The 20,025-nt window shown below is 31.6% G+C and carries 16 protein-coding genes; 2 read left to right on the forward strand and 14 right to left on the reverse strand.

Translation table 11 applies throughout. The annotated features are described in order from the left end of the window. The first annotated feature begins 13 nt into the window (after positions 1 to 13). On the forward strand, positions 14 to 385 hold the full coding sequence (locus EDD66_RS06145; RefSeq protein WP_123608685.1) for a hypothetical protein: 372 nt from the start codon (positions 14 to 16) through the stop codon (positions 383 to 385). A gap of 190 nt (positions 386 to 575) precedes the next feature. Then, positions 576 to 890 carry a hypothetical protein gene (locus EDD66_RS06150; protein ID WP_123608686.1) on the forward strand — a complete coding sequence of 105 codons (315 nt, stop codon included), beginning with the start codon at positions 576 to 578 and terminating at the stop codon, positions 888 to 890. 60 nt (positions 891 to 950) lie between these two features. Here EDD66_RS06150 and wecB read toward each other — a convergent pair whose 3' ends face one another. From wecB to EDD66_RS06225, 14 genes are all read right to left on the reverse strand, one after another. Beyond that, on the reverse strand, positions 951 to 2,078 hold the full coding sequence (gene wecB / locus EDD66_RS06155) for a non-hydrolyzing UDP-N-acetylglucosamine 2-epimerase (RefSeq protein WP_123608919.1): 1,128 nt from the start codon (positions 2,076 to 2,078) through the stop codon (positions 951 to 953). 22 nt (positions 2,079 to 2,100) lie between these two features. Then, positions 2,101 to 3,210 (reverse strand): capsular polysaccharide biosynthesis protein CapF, encoded by a 1,110-nt coding sequence (locus EDD66_RS06160; protein WP_123608687.1) that lies wholly within the window; start codon positions 3,208 to 3,210, stop codon positions 2,101 to 2,103. A 2-nt stretch (positions 3,211 to 3,212) separates the two neighbouring features. Then, positions 3,213 to 4,226 (reverse strand): polysaccharide biosynthesis protein, encoded by a 1,014-nt coding sequence (locus EDD66_RS06165; protein WP_123608688.1) that lies wholly within the window; start codon positions 4,224 to 4,226, stop codon positions 3,213 to 3,215. Positions 4,227 to 4,238: 12 nt separating this feature from the next. Then, complete coding sequence (locus EDD66_RS06170; protein WP_148053928.1) at positions 4,239 to 5,735, reverse strand: oligosaccharide flippase family protein; 1,497 nt, start codon at positions 5,733 to 5,735, stop codon at positions 4,239 to 4,241. Between the two features lie 35 nt (positions 5,736 to 5,770). Beyond that, positions 5,771 to 7,834, reverse strand: a complete 2,064-nt coding sequence (locus tag EDD66_RS06175; protein ID WP_123608690.1) for a LicD family protein — start codon at positions 7,832 to 7,834, stop codon at positions 5,771 to 5,773. A gap of 29 nt (positions 7,835 to 7,863) precedes the next feature. Beyond that, positions 7,864 to 9,021, reverse strand: a complete 1,158-nt coding sequence (locus tag EDD66_RS06180) for a glycosyltransferase family 4 protein (RefSeq protein WP_123608691.1) — start codon at positions 9,019 to 9,021, stop codon at positions 7,864 to 7,866. Between the two features lie 28 nt (positions 9,022 to 9,049). After that, a complete protein-coding gene (locus tag EDD66_RS06185; RefSeq protein WP_123608692.1) occupies positions 9,050 to 10,108 on the reverse strand; it encodes an EpsG family protein in 1,059 nt (352 codons plus the stop codon). A 19-nt stretch (positions 10,109 to 10,127) separates the two neighbouring features. Next, entirely contained in the window at positions 10,128 to 11,408 is a 1,281-nt protein-coding gene (locus tag EDD66_RS06190) for a glycosyltransferase family protein (protein ID WP_123608693.1), read from the reverse strand. A 57-nt stretch (positions 11,409 to 11,465) separates the two neighbouring features. Continuing rightward, positions 11,466 to 12,332: an NAD-dependent epimerase/dehydratase family protein gene (locus EDD66_RS06195; RefSeq protein WP_123608694.1), complete on the reverse strand. Its 867-nt coding sequence runs from the start codon at positions 12,330 to 12,332 to the stop codon at positions 11,466 to 11,468. Next, positions 12,329 to 14,434 (reverse strand): NAD(P)-dependent oxidoreductase, encoded by a 2,106-nt coding sequence (locus tag EDD66_RS06200; protein WP_123608695.1) that lies wholly within the window; start codon positions 14,432 to 14,434, stop codon positions 12,329 to 12,331. Before EDD66_RS06200 ends, EDD66_RS06195 begins: the two co-directional genes overlap by 4 nt. Then, on the reverse strand, positions 14,431 to 15,879 hold the full coding sequence (locus tag EDD66_RS18855; RefSeq protein WP_330510883.1) for an aldolase/citrate lyase family protein: 1,449 nt from the start codon (positions 15,877 to 15,879) through the stop codon (positions 14,431 to 14,433). Before EDD66_RS18855 ends, EDD66_RS06200 begins: the two co-directional genes overlap by 4 nt. 136 nt (positions 15,880 to 16,015) lie before the next feature. Beyond that, positions 16,016 to 17,848: a polysaccharide biosynthesis protein gene (locus EDD66_RS06215; protein WP_123608696.1), complete on the reverse strand. Its 1,833-nt coding sequence runs from the start codon at positions 17,846 to 17,848 to the stop codon at positions 16,016 to 16,018. Between the two features lie 12 nt (positions 17,849 to 17,860). Further along, on the reverse strand, positions 17,861 to 18,583 hold the full coding sequence (locus EDD66_RS06220; RefSeq protein WP_123608697.1) for a tyrosine-protein phosphatase: 723 nt from the start codon (positions 18,581 to 18,583) through the stop codon (positions 17,861 to 17,863). After that, positions 18,576 to 19,979: a polysaccharide biosynthesis tyrosine autokinase gene (locus tag EDD66_RS06225; RefSeq protein WP_170164265.1), complete on the reverse strand. Its 1,404-nt coding sequence runs from the start codon at positions 19,977 to 19,979 to the stop codon at positions 18,576 to 18,578. The genes EDD66_RS06220 and EDD66_RS06225 overlap by 8 nt, the downstream gene beginning before the upstream one ends. Between the last annotated feature and the right edge of the window lie 46 nt (positions 19,980 to 20,025).

Here is a 20,025-nt window from a genome sequence, read left to right on the forward strand (position 1 = left end):
AAGGTGGAACAATATGGATAACAAAAATAAAGAGATGAAAGCCATTGAAAATGAGCGAAGGATCGATCATTTAAGAAATATAGTTGAAAAACAGACTCGAACAGAACGCCATTTAGAAGAACATTCTGATATTTCAAAATCTCCTGAAAATATTGCACATGCAAAAGAATTACAGTGGGAACGGGAAAATGAAATTCAAAACCTGAAAGATAAAATAGTCCATGGTGGCCAAAGCCAAAATAAACAATTGGAAAATACAGAAAAACGTCTTGTATATACAGAAGGTTATTTAAACCATAATGCAAGCCATATGGATAAAGAATCCTTTAAAAATACAAAGGAAAAACAAGAACATCGAAAGGAACAAATTGATTCTTTAAAGTAATAAAATAATACTTTAATTATATGATATAAAAGAACTGATTCGAAGATATCCGTAGTAATAAACGTCAGAATTTATAAGTTTATTACAGATTATTCGAATTCAGTTCTTTTTTTCTTCATTTTGTAACAAAATTCATGGTGTTGACGTATTATATACAAAAGGATATTTTGCTTTGAAAGGAGTTAAGTCTATGGATTTTTTAAGATTCTTTATAGTTCTTTTATTACCTGGTTTTATAGCAGCAAGATCATATAGTATTATAGCAGCTGACAGACGTAGAAATATGGTATTTAATGCATTAATATTTGATCTTTTGACTTTTATAATTAATATAACAGGATTGTTTTATTTTAAAGCAATTAATACTATGACCGAACTATTGACCAGTTTTGAATGTCTGAGCTTTACAAGAAAATATGCTTTGCTTAGTATTTTAGTAGGCATTATATTGTCAGTTATTTTTGGTGTAATAACTAGGTTTATTCCTAGATTTAGAAGAAACTAGCCAAATAGTAAAATTAGTGGTCGTACAGCAGGGAATACAGCAGTACGACCACATGATCATTTATTGTTTTCTCCACACGATCCGGTTGATATAGTCAGTATAAGACAAAATAATTCTTAGCACTTTTTCTGAGACATTAGTTCTACTGTAATCCGAAACCAATTTTAAGGTATTTCTATTCTGATTTTCAAGAATATCCAGACCCTGTAATATTCTTTCTTTTGATAATCCAACCATCATCACTGCTGCTTCTTCCATAGCTTCCGGTCTTTCATGAGCCTGCCTTATATTTAATGCCGGAAATCCAAGGATTGATGATTCTTCGCTTATTGTTCCACTATCACTTAAAACTGCTTTTGCATTTATTTGAAGATTAATATATTCAGTGAAATTAAAAGGTTTCATTATTTTAATGAGAGAATGAAATTCAATGTCTTTATTTTTGATCCTGTTCATTGTTCTGGGATGGGTACTGACAATAACCGGCAGCTGATACTTTTGGGCAATGGAATTCAAACTGTTTACCAAATTTATAAAATTATCTTCTGAATCAATATTTTCTTCTCTGTGAGCAGAAACCAGAAAAAATTTGCCCCCTGTCAGATTATACTTTAATAAAGCATCGGAATTATCAATATTAGCTTTTTGATTTTGAATCACCTCGTATAATGGACTGCCAGTCTTTATGATCCTATCGGCAGGAAGTCCTTCATGAATTAAATATTCTCTTGCTATATCACTATAAGGCATATTAATATCTGCTATATGGTCTACGATTTTCCGGTTGATTTCTTCCGGAACTCTTTGGTCAAAGCATCTGTTTCCCGCTTCCATATGGAATATTGGAATATGCTTTCTTTTGGCAGCAATTGCTGATAAACAGCTATTTGTATCTCCTAATATGAGAAAAGCATCTGGATTGATTTCATCTAAAACAGTATCTATTTTTAAGAGGATATTGCTTATAGTCTCCATAGCAGAATCTGTAGCAGCTTTCAGATAATAATCAGGTTTGTTTAATTGAAGATCCTGAAAAAATATATCATTCAATTCATAATCATAATTTTGACCAGTGTGTACAAGAGTGTGTTCTACTGCTGTAGAATCTGATAATCTCTTTATAACAGCAGATAATCTGATTATTTCAGGCCGGGTACCCACTACTGTCATAACTTTTAATTTGTTCATACCTTCTCCTATTCTTCCCATATTATACTTCTAAATAATAGGTATCAGGGTTCTCCGGATCAAAGACTTCATTGCACCATATTATTGTTATCAGATCAGTATTCCCAAGATTCTCAATGTTATGGGTATATCCAACGGGTATATCTACTACCTGCAGATGATTGGAGTCAACAAAATATTCTATTATGTGATCGGAATTGAGTTTCTTTAGACGGATAACGCCCGAACCACTGACCACAAGAAATTTTTCTACTTTTGTATGATGATAGTGGTTTCCTTTTATAATTCCCGGTTTGGTCACATTCACAGATATTTGACCACAGGACAGGGTCCTGATAAATTCAGTAAAAGAACCTCTGTTATCTATATTCATATTAAGATCATAATTGAAATTTTCTTCCGGTAAATAACTTAAATAGGTGCTGTATAGTTTTTTTGTAAAGTCATCGGATAAATCCGGGACCATCCCTTTTCTACGGATTTCATAAAATGTAGAGAGTAACTTTGATATTTGACCAAGAGTGTTTGAATAAACGGGTCCAATTTCATGAAAAAACTCACTTTTTACCGGTCTTGTATCTAATAAATGAATTAATTCCTTAACAACATCATCGATATATACGAGATGAATCACTTTATCCGGATCATCTACTGTAATTGGCAGATTGTTTGCAATATTATGGCAAAAAGTAGCAATGACACTATTGTAATTAGGCCTGCACCATTTGCCAAACACGTTGGGCAGCCGGTAAATATATGCTTTTGCTCTGGATTGTATGGAATAGCTTATAAGTAAATCTTCGCATGCTTTTTTACTTTTTCCATATGGATTCGAAAGAGATGCCTGAATGGATGAGGAAATCATAACAGGACATTTTTTATTATATTTATTCAAAATATCAAGCAAATCTGCTGTAAATCCAAAATTGCCCTCCATAAATTCTAAATCATCCAAAGTACGGTTTATACCGGCTAGATGATATATGAAATCTGCTTCTTTACAATACGTTTCTAAAATCGAAAGCTCCATATCTTTATCATATTCGAATATATTAAGGGTTTTTCGCTCTTTTAAATGCACTATTAAATTTTTAGCTATGAACCCTTTTGAACCTGTTACTAATACATTCATACTTACCACCCAATCAATTCTTCCCTGATATAGTCAAGCTTTAATAATATTTTCTTTATTTCTTCTAAATTTAAGCGTTTGGTATTATTGGAATTGTACTCCTCTTCTACAGACAATTGCTGATTGCCTTCAATAAAATATTTATTATAATTCAGGTCTCTTTTATCTGCAGGGATACGATAAAAATCTCCCATATCCTCTGCAACAAAATATTCTTCTTTGGTCATAAGTGTTTCATATAACTTTTCTCCATGTCTCGTTCCTATTATTTTTATTTCATTGTCGGCGTGAAATATTTCTTTTAACGCTCTGGCCAAATCTTCAATGGTAGATGCCGGTGATTTCTGAATCATAATATCCCCTGCCTCTCCATTCTCGAATGCATAAATAACAAGTTTTACAGCTTCCTCCAGACTCATTAGGAACCTGGTCATATTGGGATTTGTAATAGTAATTTCCTTTCCTTTTTTTATCTGTTCCACAAAAAGTGGAATTACAGAGCCTCTGGAAGCCATAACATTACCATATCTGGTGCCGCATATGATTGTTTTTTCAGGGTTGACTGTTTTGGATTTTGCAATATAGACTTTTTCCATCATTGCCTTTGAAATCCCCATTGCATTAATTGGATAAGCTGCTTTATCGGTGGAAAGACAGATTACTTTTTTTACTTCATGTTCTATGGCTGCAGTTAACACATTATCCGTTCCTAAAATATTGGTCTTTACAGCTTCTAATGGAAAAAATTCACAGGATGGAACTTGTTTCAGGGCAGCAGCGTGAAATATATAATCAACATCATACATGGAATTTTCAATAGATTTTAAATCTCTTACATCTCCAATATAAAACTTTATTTTATCATTGTTATAGAACTTTCGCATATCATCCTGTTTCTTTTCATCACGTGAAAATATACGGATTTCTTTTATATCTGTAGTTAAGAACCCCTTTAGTATGGCATTACCAAAAGATCCGGTTCCGCCAGTAATTAGTAATGTTTTATTTTTAAACATACCAAAATCCTTTCAAAAGATTTTAATAAAAGATTTTTCATAATGATTTAATGACAATTTCCACATTAATATGATATATAAAATTACAATAAATGTTCCTTTCATGACAAATCCTGTTATAGAATAGTATGGAAACAAATGATTCATGAAAATGCCGGCCAGTAAGGTGAGCACCATTGGTGGTGCCATATCTGCATAGCAATTCTTGAAAAATTGAAAGACATTAATATGCAGTACTTTATAATAAATCACATTCATAATGATCAAACGTATAAAGTACACAATGCAAATAGAGATTGCTGCCCCCAGAGTCCCAAAGTAACTGGAAAATATAGTGGATAATAGTACATTTAGTATGGCTACCCCAACATATACCAAAGCCTGCATCTTTACCTTATTCATAGCAATGATTGTTACACTTGCTATTTGCTGGGGGACACGAAAAACGCCAGGCAGCATCATTAATATGGCTCCATAATATGCTGCCTCAAAGCCATCGCCCATCCATAGACAGACAAATTCTTTACCCACAATGGAAAAACCAACAAAAATCAGCCCGATAATAATATATTGAAAACGGCCAACTTTAATCATCAGAGGTAAAACACTTCCACTATCTTCATTTTTTGTGATAATTCTAGATATTTTTGGAAGGAACATTCCATTAATTGCTCCTGATATGATATATGCATATCCTTCTAATGTACTTGCAATACCAAATATGGCTATTTGTTCTGAACCAGCTACTGCACCTAAAATAGATGGTGTAATATTAAATATAAACCGGTTTGCTATACTAATTACAGTTGCCCAGACAGAAAAACTAAAGATTTCCTTTAGTAAGGTACGATCCCAAAATTTAAAATGTACTTTTACAGGAAGATAACGCCTGATATAAAGCAGCTTAATAAAAATCAGGAATATACCGGCAAAGGCATTTACTAATACTAACGCATACAGTTTAAATCCTAACATTAATGCACCTACCATTAGTGTTAAAATCAATAATTTATGTATGAGTTCACATAATTTTAATGTTATAAACTTTTCATAAGAAGTTAAAATACCATTTAAGGTTACAAAAGGCAAAGAGATTATGCTAAAAGTAGAAGTTATGATAAATATAATTTTAAATTTTTCTATTTCACCAGAAGTTAATTCTGAATAAATCATTGGAATAAAGAAATATAAAATAATTAATACAGTAAGAATTACAAAGTCGATCAGTATATAAAGCTTATAAATTAGACCAAGAAAATCATTAACTTTATTCTGATCTCCTTCCGCATTATATTTGGATATAAATCTGGATACTGCTTCGCTAATCCCAAAATCAATAAGAAATACACTAATCAAAGAACTGGCTAATGTGTATAGGCCATAATCATTGACTCCTATCTGCTTGACCATCCATGGGGTATAAAGCAGACCAGATAATAAGCTGACGGTAATGGCCAGATATGATATGACTGCCCCTCTTTTTATTTGATTTGTTTCATTATTTTTCATTGGGTTCAAATGGATTCCCCCTATTATGTTTGGGATTATATATCATTTTTTTTAACATTACTTAATAACTCTTTATATACAGTAATGTAATCATTTAATCTATCTGTTTTATTAAAATGTTTCCTGGCATATTCAATACAATGTTCACTGTAATAAGATTTTTTATTACTGCATATTTCAATAATTTTTGTGTATAATCCTTTCATATCATTCCCTTTCACGACATAGCCACAATGCTCTCCTATTTGTTCAGGATTTGATGTAGAATTAAAAGCAATTACAGGAGTACCGCATGCCAATGCTTCAATAGTGACTTTTCCGCATGCTTCTTCCATAGAAAGATTCAGCAGTACATCTGCCATGGAATAGTATTTGACCAGAGTATCAATATCATGAGTTTCCCTAATATGTATGATATTTTTATAATTTTCTAAATCTTCCTCCATATTTCCTATCATAATAATCGAGATATTATCAGGCAATATTTGGGATAAATGAATAAAATTCCATAAGCCTTTGTCTGCCGTCCAAAAACTGGCCACACCAAGAATAATGAATTTCTTCATTAAATTCATATTTACACGTAGATCATCTGAATAAACCGGCCTGAATATATTCAAATCGGACCAGTTATATATTCGGGTAATAATTTTAGAATCAGACAAATAGGATTGTCTGGCTTCGTTGGTGATCCAGTCGGATACACCTACTACTGCAAGATGATTCATTCTTTGAAATAATCTTTTCTTATCATGGTACATTTTATTGCTTCTATCCAGGAACCAGCTTGGGTTATCCTTGCGTTTTCTGGGACAATGATTGCACCCGCTCTTCCATTTATAACATTGATCCACAGTATAATGGCAGCACTTACCTGTAAAGAACCAACAGTCATGGAGAGTTAATACAGTTGGTATATTATTTTTGATCAGATACTCCATTAATATTTTCAGATTTATGTAATTTCCATGTAAATTATGAAGATGTACTATATCTGGTTTGATTTTATCCAGATATTTCAGGAAACGAAAGGTTTCAATACGGGAGAAATATCCTTGTTTTCCGGTAAGCCTGGAGAATAAACTATGACATATCCGGTCAAATTTTGTTCCAATTTTATAACCTTTTAATGGGATGCCGTCAGAATAAGCGATATATCCCTTGTGGCCATTTTCTTTCAGGCAGTCAATAATTTCAGAGCATATCCTGCCTGTGCTTCGGATACCGCTCACAGCATTAATGTGAATGACTTTCATATGGATATCCTTTTTTCCAAGTTCTAATTTACACTTAATGATTTTATGGCTGGGATGTCTTTCTGCTAGAGGCAGTATTCTATGAATATTACCAAATCTTGATTTTAAAAAACTTTTATAATATTTTGATGCCAGAAACTTTTCACCCATAAATTCTAATTCTATTAATTCCTCATAAACCTTTCGATTTAATGGTTTGAATTTCAAATTGGGATTACATATTTCATAAACATACCTGGTCTGCAGGATATTAAATATTTTACATATTAACTCAGATACAATATTTATGAATAAAATCGGAAGTATTGCAATGATATGATATATAAATAACTTATACTTTCTATTACTTACTTCCATATTAATTTTATATTTTCTATTGATTTTTACTGTTCTTGCACCGCTAAGAACTCCAACCATAGCTGCCTGCAGCCTGAAAAACTTCTTAGAGACATTATCAACAGGAAAAAGATCTACAAATAACCCGTGATGCATATTGATATCTTTTATATCATCCTGTTTATACACTGTTTGATTCATATTAACTTTAGTATAATTTAATGGAAAATATTTCACTGTTTTATTATTTTGAATAAAGAAATCTCTATGTAATTCAGTTTTGCATATTCTTAAAAACCTTTCATAATCTTTTCTTAGCATTACAATGTCAATATCATCGTCCCAGGGAACAAATCCTTTATATTTAACGGCACCAAGTAAAGTGCCCCCTTCCAAAGAATATTTAATATTGTATTTTCTACAGATTCGGTCAATCTCTTTTAAGATCACCAACATTTTACTTTGTACTTCTTTGATATCATATTGACAGATTTTATATTCATTCATAATAAACCTCTTTATCTATTAAATATTCATTATTGAAACCAGTCTTGTTCTATAATATAGGCCATGCTGCATGGACCATTACGATAATATTTTGTCTTTTTAACCAGTAAGCTTCCAGAAAATTCAAGGAACCTTGAAGCAGCTACATCTGCATTCCAGGTATGATTCATGGTTTCATAAGCTTTCATACCAAACTCGTACTGCAAATCCGGGTCTTGAATCAAATGCTTTACTTTATAATATAATTCACTTATATTACCGGAACGATATATGAAACCATTCACCTTATTTTCAATCAGATAGGGAACACTGCCTACAGCATGACTGGCAACTATGGCACACCCACAGCTCATAGCTTCATTGATCACAGCACCCCAGCCTTCTTTGTAATTACTGGTAAATATAAATATATTTGCGGCTTCCATATGCTTTTTTACCTCTTCAGGCGGCATAGAACCTAAAAATCGGATTTTTTTTGTCAAACCCAATAATTTGACAAGTAATTTTAAGGGCTTTTCATAATTACCCATACCAATAATATCCATGGTAAACGGAACATTATTGAGCATTAGTCGTTTTGCAACGAAAATAGCATCTTTTGTGCATTTTCCGTTGATTAATCTTCCAACACAGAGCAGCTTATTATAATCTTTGTTTTTATTCTCCATTAAAGTTTTTATATCTTTCTTATCCAACTCCGGGAAATATCCCCATTTATAACATTTGTTAAAGAATCCACATAGGGATAAATCATAGGATGTATAAGCACTGGCACAAAGAACATACAGATTTTTATCTTTATATTTTATAATCCGTTCATATATTTTTCTTCGGGTCGATGGTATATATCTGCGCCAAAGTCCTTTTTTTAATAATCGTTCCGAATATATGAAAGATAATTTATTTTTTCTCATTCTCATATTTATGAATTTGGCAGGACATGCTCCAAAAATTACAACATCATAGTTCTTAATAATACTGTGCCCATACTTTTTTTGGTCTTCATTCTCATAGATTCGTATTACATAATCATAAATGGAATTCATATCATCATAACCCAGTTTAATTCTTGACTCGGGAATTGGTTCGGTGGCAATAAAATAAAACTCTTCACATTTATCCATTAAGTGGTTACATAGGAATAATTGATGATGATTTAAATAGTTTGAAACAAATGCTATTTTCAAAAATTATTATCCACCTTTCTGATTATATTTATGTTTGCCAAAAAAACATATAGGAAGGGTCATTCCTGATAAGCAGTAATATTAAAGTTGCTGCAGCTATAAGAAACACGAAATTTTTTTCTTTTTTTGAGAAAGTATTTAGGATTTCTGGGACTAATAGCATTATGAATAATGAAAAATACTGAATAACACGCATTGTGGCAGAATTAACAAAGGTAAATGGTGCAAGCATTACAGCAATCAATAAAGCATTGATATAATGTGTGGCTTGTGGATTACCCAAAAGTATCTTCTCTTTTTTTATTAATGCGGCAATCAGTATGATAATCAGAAAGGTGGTAAATGTCCAGGTTCCGGCTCCTTCATCTGGAAGGTATTGCTCATATCCGGCAACTTTACTGGCAAAATAAAATATACTTTCCTTAAAAATGAGTATGATGATCATTCCGCACCCTGCAAAAGTCAAATATTTATTTGTGATTTTTTTATTGGCAATAAAATAAAAAGGCAGATAACAGATGGCAGAAAAATGGATTGGCATTGCCAATAGCAGCAATATGAAAAATATCCAGAATCTTCTTTCTTTTATAAATTTGTATCCGATAAATACAGCAATGGAAGTCGCTACAGTCTGCCTTGTGCCTGTAATCGAAAAGAAAGAATAAAATAAACAGGAATATATTATAAAACTCATTAATGGATCAATAGAGTTTTTATATATCCATATTCCTAATGGTACTATAAATATGACAGCAATCATAATTAAATAGATCCGATAATTGGACGTAAATAATTGAACCAGCTTTTGAAATACAATATATCCGGGATCTTTTCCATAACTGCCCTTAATAAATATATTTATAAAATCATTCCATAAAGTATTCCAGGAAATCAATTTTGCCTGCTGAAATATATATTCGTATTTTATGGTATCTGCACCAATAGTCACATTACGCAGACCTGAAAGGAGTATCCAGTTTAAAGATGCCAGACAACAAAATATTTTTTTATATTTTAAGGAAGGATTTACAAGAAGGAAAAATCCGTATATCATCAATAATGCAATATTTATTAAATAAATAATCAATTTTCTTCACCTCTAATCATCATTGCTGTAATAATTCATTAAAGTCATTTTGTAATATTTTCTGTATCTCTTCTATCTGATGATTTTTTTTTCCGCATTCCCATGACCTATTGCTATACTTTTTTATTAAGCTTTGTGAGTAAATTATTTTTTCTAATCGTTTTTTTATTTCAGATTTATTATTCACTACAATAGCCCCATGATTTTTAGATAAATATTCTATGGAAGCAATATTTTTACTGCCAATAGCCAATATACATCTTCCGCTTTTAAAGTAGTCAACAAGTTTCGTGGAAAAGGATAATCTGACCTGTAATCTGTCTTTTAAATGAAAGGATTCTACATGAACTAAAATATCAGCATCCAGTTGAAGTTTTGCTATTTCTTCCGCTGATACGCTCCCTTGTAATTTAACGCTTTCAGGATAATATAATTTTTGTTTTATACGGTTACTGATAGGTGTAGCAGTATATATATATAGTATCCCTTTTGGTTCCTGCTGATTTATTTCATGTAAAGCATCACCAATGTAAGCCAGTGTCTTCCACCTTCCTGAACCTATATTTCCTGAAAAAACCAGTTTCAATGGATTATTGGATGGAATATATTCTGGTTTTTTATTAAAATCAAAACCTTTATATATCACCTTACAATTTCTTTTAAATATTTTAGAATATTCTATTTGTTGAAGCTCCGATATTACATACATATAAGAACTTATATTAGAGATATTTCTTAATTTTTTTCTTTGTAGGAATCGGTTCAGCCAAAATAATGGTGATATGGAAAATTGCTTCAAGGTATAAACATCATCCCAGGCATAAACGATCAATGGTTTTTTCGTATAATCTTTTAGAAAGAAAAGCATATCATTTAAATAGCTTCTATCTAAAAATTGTGCAAAGATAATATCCGGATTAAAATCATCTACAAACTTTTTTAGATCGTCACATATCCAGTTCTTAAAGCTCCAAATAATATCCCGAAACAGAAAAAACAGTTGAAAGCGATGCTTCCTCATGAAATCAAAGGCTCCGTTTTTACCAATAGGCTCCAGTACTTCCTCATGAATGCCATTCACTTCATAGCAACATTTATGGTTGGGATTGAATAAATTTCTGATAATATTTCTCTCACTGATATGCAAATGTTTTTTAACAAAATCTGTATCAGGAATTCCATTGCCACAGCAAATATAAGCGATTTCCAGATTATCAATTCCTTTAAAAATATTCGTATAAGAATTCCCGATATTATTATCATTTCTCCAGGGACTGCAAGAAACCACTAATATTTTCATAATCTGTTCCTTTCCTTTGATTTTGTTTGATTCCTTTATCCTCTGGGTCAAACAAAATCAAACTACGGTTTTTTTAATTCCGCTGCTAAAATCTACAATCGTATAATTTTCATATGGATATTCAGATAATACAGGATTGTAGGACAGGCCCCCAAAAATTTTAATTACAATCTCAAATTCTGAAAACACTCTTGCTACTGTTCCTAATGGGGCTGAAAAATATATCTTTTTACCAATTGCATTTGCTATTTCTGAAACCAGTTGGCAAGTGCTAAAGCCGGTGCCATCCTGAGGATGAAATACTCCTGCTCTTCTGTCGCTGATTAAAATTTCAATATATTTACACAGGTTATCAATATATAGAAAGCTCTGCTTGCTCTCTTCGTATACTTTAGGGAATACAGGTAATATTTTTACCATTTTAATAAAATGATTCATGTAATTTCCCGGACATCCATAACCGTATATATTTGGAGGCCGGACAATGGATATTATGAAATCCTTTGAATTTAATTTTTTGAGTTTTTTTTCGGCTTCTAATTTACTTCTGCCATAATAATTCTTAGGATTTAATGGGGTATTATCATCAATTACATTCCCATATGGCAATTTTTTATTTTGTCCGTATACAGCCATAGTACTAAAGAATATAAAATGTTTTACCTGGTTTTCTTTTGCCTTCCTGGCAACTTCCACCGTTAAATCTATATTTACCCTGCGGTAAGCTTCCCATGTTATTTTTTTATGTTTCTTATGTACGATTGCAGCTACATGTATCACTGCATCGTACTGTGTAAAATCATATTCCTTCCATTTGGCATCGATTAAATCTAACTCATCTACAATAATTCCACCTGGGTTTTCTAACCATTTTTTTAGATTTCCTCCCACATAGCTACCCTTACCGGTAATTAAAACCCTCATAATTTTTTACAGCCTTTCATTAAATTAAGTCTATTTCTTATTAACTTTTTAGCAAAAATTTCGTGGTCAAAATGACTTTTAACAAATTCTCTTCCCAATTGGCCAAATAATTTTCGTTTCAGTTCATCATTTATTAACTCTTCTGTAGCATAAACAAGTGCTTTCACATCTCTTACCGGAATGGTAAGACCGGTAACATTAGGTATCATTCCATTCACAGGTCCTGGGATATCTGTTACGATCACAGGTATTTCCATTGCCTGTGCTTCTACTACGGACATACCAAATCCTTCTCTATAACTTGGCAGAATAAAGATATCCATTGCCGCCATATATTTTTCAACATCAGTAACCCGGTCTGTTTTGATAATATTATCGTTTTGATAAAACCATCTTAACAAAGAAGGCTTTATTGTATTTTCTTTTTCAAGAGGGCCAACGAATAGAAGTTTTACTTTATAGTGTTTTCGTTCCAAGATCTTAAATGCCTGAAACAACTCGTTGCAGCCTTTCTCCATTCCCAGTCTTCCAACAAAACCCAATATTATATATCCATCGTCTATTTTAAAACGGTTTAAAATTTCCCGTTGATATATTGTTTTTTTATTAATATCGTATTTATTTAAATCTACTCCTTTGGCACTGCCATTCCAGATTACATGACTTTTTCTTATAGAATAAAATCTATTTTTTCTGCAATACATCAGATTCCCATAACTATCGGGCTGGATTTGAGTTGATAGTAAACAGGTAGTTCTCTCGATTAATTGAAATAAAAAACGTTTCCATCCTTTCATCGTTACAAAAACCATTCCCCATTGGCAATATAATCTCACTTTTATTTTTGCCAGATAAGAAGCGATTGCTGAGTAAAAACTGGCATTTGGAGTGGAATATTGAACCAGGTCATAATCTTCCCTGACAAATAAAAGATACAGATGATATAAAGCTTTTATAGATTTCAGGAAATGGATGCCTCTTGGTATAGATATATTTACTGTCTTTATATTGGGGTATTCGTTATGCATGTAATTAATATATTCTTCTGTCATATTACATACAATTGTGATATCAAAGTTATTATCATAGTATAATTTAAAGAATGGTTTGATCCAGTTTTCAATAGAGCTGGACATTGTTGTGACAATACAGTATTTATATCTCCTTTTACTTTGATTTACATTGATATGTTTCTTGTTTTGAATATAGTTTAAAAGATTACTATATATGAGTTCATATAATCGTTCTCTCACATTATCAGATTCATAAGAATTATGAGGGGTTATTATAACATTATCCATCTCCCATAACGGACTATCTGTGGGAAGGGGTTCCTCTTCAAAGACATCTAAAGCAGCCCCAATGAATTTCTCATTTTGTAAAGCTTTCACTAATGATGATTCATCAATAACGCTGCCACGGGATACATTTACTAATAAACAATTGTTTTTTAACCTGTTTATCCTATCCTCATTGATGAAATGATAAGTTTCTTTCGTTAATGGGAGTGTTAATATGAGAATATCAGCCTTTTCCAATGCCATATCAACTTCTTCCATAGGATAAAATTCATGTATAGTCTCTGAATGTACATAAGTTATATCTGTACCTATAATATGAATATTAAAAGCGTTTAAGCGTTTTGCGACTTCTTTGCCTACATTACCAAGACCGACAATAACTGCTGTTTTTCCTGAGAGCTCCAGTACATCATGTTGTTTTATCCATTGGTGATTATTCTGCAAACTATAAAAGGTTCTACTCTTCTTATATATTTGTAAGATCATAAGAATAACCCATTCTGCCATTGGAGCACTGTAAACTCCTTTTGCATTTTCAATTAAGATATTCTGTGATTTTATATATTCAAGAGGGATTTTATCGTAACCGGCACTTGTTAACTGAATGAATTTTAAATTTGTAAACTTTTGAATATCATTGTATAGGAAAAGATTATTACATACTACAGTCTCTATGTCAGATACCTCTATGGTAAGAGGTAGTCTTTCTTCTTTTATATATATGATTTCACCGGCGGTCTCTTTTAAAGTATTTAATTGCTCTTTATTGTAATGAAAAGCCCCAGTCAATAATAATTTCATATGATCTCCTTTTGTCTTTTCAAGATATTTTCTATTTGAATTACTTTCTTTTTTAAGATTCTTTGATTTTTTGCAAAATAAGAATAGTCTTTTGTAAGAATTTTTTCTTCAAAAGTTCGTATTTCCAATACTCCTTCTTTAAATACCTTTTCAATCATATCGTATTGTAAGATCTCATTTGCATTGCAGAAACTTCTTGATAAAATGACCATGCTTGAACCGAGTCTGTAAAATTCTCTTATAATGTATTCTGCTGGTAATGTACCATGTTTTAAACGTGCAATTCCTCCAAAGCCAAAAGGAATCCCTTTCGCCCTGAATTTATCACAAAGGGATTCGACTGTCCCGTCTGCCAGCAAATAAAACATAAAATTCATTTTATAACCCAGATGAAGATCATTTAGTCCAATGTACATATAATCAATCCCGGAAACGGACAGAATAGAGTCGATATTTTCTACAGCCTCAGGTGTTTCACATAAAAGGCAGGTTTTTACTCTCCCTCCTACAAGCCTGATAAAATATTCTACTTCTTTTTGGGTTTTAAAATATGGAAGCATAATGATGTCTGCTCCATATTCAATTATCTGATTAATTTCATTTTCAGAATCCGGATGGATTGGATTTACTCTTACAATTATCTTTGCCTGTGATAATATATTTTTTATTTTTTTTACATCTTCTCTTTCATGGTGTGAGATCACTGTATCCAGATGCCCTTGCCTTTTTTCTTTTCCTATAATTTCAAGATCAATAAAAATCCAGTCTACGCCGCTATTTTCTGCTATTTTGGCGATGGCTTCATCGTTTGTTATGTACATAAGTTTTAAAGACATTTTTTCTGCTTTACTTTTTACTGTCTCTTCAATATTCAGATTGTTTGACATGGTCAATCCTTTGATTAATGTAAGCAATAAGATTTTTATATCAAAAAGAAAGGATATTTTATTAACATATTCATTATCAAGTTCAATCCTTATATTCCAATCCAGGTCTTTTCTGCCGTTAACCTGGGCCCAGCCTGTGATTCCGGGAAGTACAGAAAATCTTTTTCTTTGCATAATCGTATATTCATTAAATTTCCATGGATGATATGTAAGCGGTGGTCTTGGGCCGATAAAGGACATGTCACCCTTAAAGATATTAATTAATTGAGGGAGTTCATCAATGCTGGTCAATCGTATGAATTTACCAACATTGGTAACCCTATTGTCTCCTTTTTTCTCATATACACCTTCTTTTTCGGCTCCGATAATCATGGAACGAAATTTATACATTGTAAAGACCCTGCCATTTAGGCCTAATCGTGGCTGTTTATAAATAATGGGACCTTTTGATTCTAATCGGACAGCAATCGAAATAACTACGAAAAGTGGAAGTAAAATGACCAATCCCAATAAAGAAAATATAATATCAAAGTATCTCTTTATTCTTTTATATTCCATAATATAAGAGAACTCCTCTCATGTCGTCATAGTTTTAATATATGAAAGGTTTTTTATTTAGTACCTGATTTGATTATTCCAGATTTTGATTATAATGAAAAAGGACTGTCATAATTTTGAGACAGTCCTTTTAATACTATAATAATTTAAATGTTGGAACGGTATTTATTAAAGCCTGTTGGATGATTTCTATATTCTTTGTTTCCAGAGCAGTTCTTAAAACTTCCATTTTTCTTTCGATAACATCGGATGAGATGGCTTCATGTTTTTCGATAAATATCTTTGCATTTTCTGTTTCGGAGAGCTCATCTTTCTTCATTAAGAGTTCTTCATTTAATTTTTCTCCCTGCCGTATCCCAATTTCTTTTATAGGTATTTGTGTATAAGGAATATACCCCATGATCTTTATTAAATTCTCCGCTAAAGTTAAAATATTCACCGGCTGCCCCATATCCAAAACATAAGTTTCTGATTGTGATTTCATGGAGCAGGCTCTCAAGACAAGCTGAGCTGCTTCTGGTATGGTCATAAAGTAACGATATGCTCTTTTATCAGTTATTGTTACAGGTCCTCCCTGCTCAATCTGTCGTTTAAATAAAGGAATCACGGAACCATTAGAACCTAAAACATTACCAAAACGGACGGTGACATAATTTGTGCTGCTGATATTTTTCATACTCTGAACTATCATTTCGCAAAATCTTTTACTAGCGCCCATCATACTTGTTGGATTGACCGCTTTGTCCGTAGAAATAAGGACAAATTTCTCGACTTTAAAACGATTTGCTGCCTGAACAGTATTGTATGTTCCAAAGATATTGTTTTTTATGGCTTCATCCGGACTATCTTCCATAAATGGAACATGCTTATGAGCTGCAGCATGAAAAACAATTTCTGGTTGATACCGTTCAAATAAAAGTTCTAATTTTTCCTTATCCTGAACGGATGCGATTTCTACCGTTAAATTTAATGTTTCTTTATATTTGGCGATTAATTCCTGTTGGATTTCATATGCATTATTTTCATAGTTATCAATAATGATCAGATGAGCAGGATGAGTTTTTGCAATCTGTCTGCATAGTTCGGAACCAATGGATCCGCCGCCACCTGTTACCACGATTATTTTATTGTTAAGATACGAATTTATTTCTGACTCGTCAAAAGAAACGGATTCTCTTCCAAGGAGTTCATTCACGTTAAATTCACGAGCTGAAGATAATAAATTTGAACCGTTTTGAAGTATTGATATTAAGTCTGGAAGTACTTTCACTGCTATATTAGATTTTGAAACAATTTCCAGGATTTCGTTTTTTCTCTCCTCTGTAAGAGATGGTATGGCAATGATTACTTCCCTTACCTGAGTATTTTGAATTAATTCATTGAATTTATCAATAGGACCAGATACTTTCACTCCTCTGATCTTCTTCCCTATCTTATCTAAATCATCGTCAAAAAAGCAATGAACATGATAATCGGATTTGGTATTATAAATTATTTCATTTAATAATAGTACACCTGCACTTCCTGCACCGATAATGGCTAACGGCAATTTTGTTTTTGAAATGCGGAATAGATATACCCGGTATTTTCTATAAATGAAACGTATTAATAACATCAAAAGTATTGAAACTGCACAGGAAGCTACGGAAAAAATCAGTGTTGTCTTATACATGAAAAGTATGTTATTTATTAAGGTGTAAAACAAATATCCGGCTAATACACCCAGCATTAATTTTACATATTCACCACTTTCAGCATATTTCCATATATTTTGATAACTTCTTAAAAGAAATTGGCATATTGAAATACTTAATATAAGTAAAATCATATGTGTGAAAAATATATTCATACTCTGATTATTAATATTGCTACCATTTGGTATTAAATAATAGAGGATAAAACAGGTTATAAATATAATTAAAATATCTATGATAAAAATAATTTGAGTTCGAAATTTTTTAGTAATCATTTATTCACTTCCTTAAAATCCTCGATGACCTATTCTATTTCTGACTTCGGTTCCTTTTATAACGCATTCTGCCTTATGTTGCAATTCAGAACAATAATTTTTTCCTAATTTTTGCTCTATAATATCAAATGCAACTGTATAAATGGGAGGTCTGTATGTCATATTATGACAGTCACTCCCTAATACATCTATTAAGTCTTTTTTGATATAATGAAGTGCTTTTCTTCTATTTTTTTTCTCTATGATCGTATTCGTATTTATCTGGATAACGCATCCCAAATCAATTAATTTTTTAATTTGTTTTTTATGGTTCCAAAGTGGTCTATATCTTTCTATATGGGCAATAATAGGAATAATATTGTAATAACCCATTAATTTTTCAATCATATTGAAATCGTGGTCTTCCCAATGCTTATCATATGGAAATTCTAAAAGCAGATATTTTGTATTATTAATACATAGCTGGCTTAAATCTGGATATTGAAATAAAAAATCATGAAACATTGTCTCGCTGCCAACATATAATTTGATTTTTGAATCCTTCAATAAATGAAATGATTTGGTTCTCATATTTAGAAATTCTTCCAGGGTATTTCGGGTAGGATCAAAATGAGGAGAACAAACGGCAGAAGTAACCTGTTGTAAATATAAACACTCCGTCATTTTTATTGCTTCTGTCAAATCTTTCGCACCATCATCTATATACGGCAAAATATGAGTATGAATATCAATCATTGCTATCACCATACTGATAGTAATAATATTTTGACTTCTTTGTCTGGTTGATTGAGACGCCATTAATAACAAATCCCAGTATATTTCCCTGTGATAATCGGAATTTTTCTAAGGCATTAGATACATTAGGGTGTGATGTAACCCCTTCTCTTACAACAATTATCAAACCATCAGATAATTTAACTAAACTTAAGGAATCTGATAGAACATTAACTGGCGGAGTATCAAATATGATATAATCATAATCTTTTTCAAGGACATTAATTAGTTCTTCCATGTGGCTGCTGGATAAAAGCTCAGATGGATTTGGAGAGATCGAGCCTATGGTAATTATATTTAAATTCTCATAGGAAGTTTTCCGAATAACATTTGTCAATTCAGCCATACCCGATAAAACATCACTTAATCCTGGTTTATATTTTAAATTGAAATAGTTGTGTATCTTACCTTTTCTTAAATCACAGTCTATTAATAATACTTTTGAACCGGTTTGTGATATTGTAATCCCTAAATTAATACTGGTGGTACTTTTGCCTTCCTCAGGAACCGGACTGCTTACAATAATTTTTTTGCACTGATCTTTCAACAATGTAAATCTTAAATTTGTCCTCAAAGATTTATAAGATTCAGTAATGATAAATTTAGAATTATCCATAAGCTCTCGCTCTGTCTTTGAAAACTTCTTATATTTTAATAAAAATGGGAAATATCTTTTATATAATTGCTTCTCCTTATACCCATTAAAATTAGGGATTTCTCCAAGTACTGGTAATTGATAATTTGTTATCAGTTCTTCTTTCTCTTTTATATTCACATCAAAAATTTCCCATAAAAATGAAAAAATAATTGAAAGAACGAGCCCCAGCATTCCACCAATCAATGTATTCTTTAAAATATTTGGACTGGAAGGTTTTGTTGGTACACTTACCGGATCAACTACGCTTATCTGTGCAGACGGCTTAATACTCTTAATTAGTTGAGGCGCGATTCTTTGCATTGTTTCAACTAAAGTATAAGAGTCTCTTGCACTGCTGGATGTAACACTAATTTGAAATATTTCAGTATTATTGATTGTTTTAATTGTAGTCATATGTTTAAGTTCATTGATTGAATAATTAAGATTGCTTTCTTCCTGTATATCATGATAGAAAACATTTGTATTTAAAAAATTAATATATGTTGTAACAACTTTTTGTGCATAATTCAACTCATTTAAATTCAATGAAGCTTCTGTATCATCTGGAATGACGTATAGCTGTACATAAGCTGTATACGAAGGATTTATTATATATCTACTAAATATGAAGGATATTAATAATCCAGCAAATAAACAAAGAATAATCCATATTAACCTTTTTAATATTAATTTTATAATTTCTTTTACTGTAAACTCCATTCTGCAAGTCCTCCAATATCGCATTTATTCATATTCCATATCTTAT

Origin of the sequence: Mobilisporobacter senegalensis (assembly GCF_003752155.1) — a bacterium.
GTDB lineage: Bacteria > Bacillota > Clostridia > Lachnospirales > Lachnospiraceae > Mobilisporobacter > Mobilisporobacter senegalensis.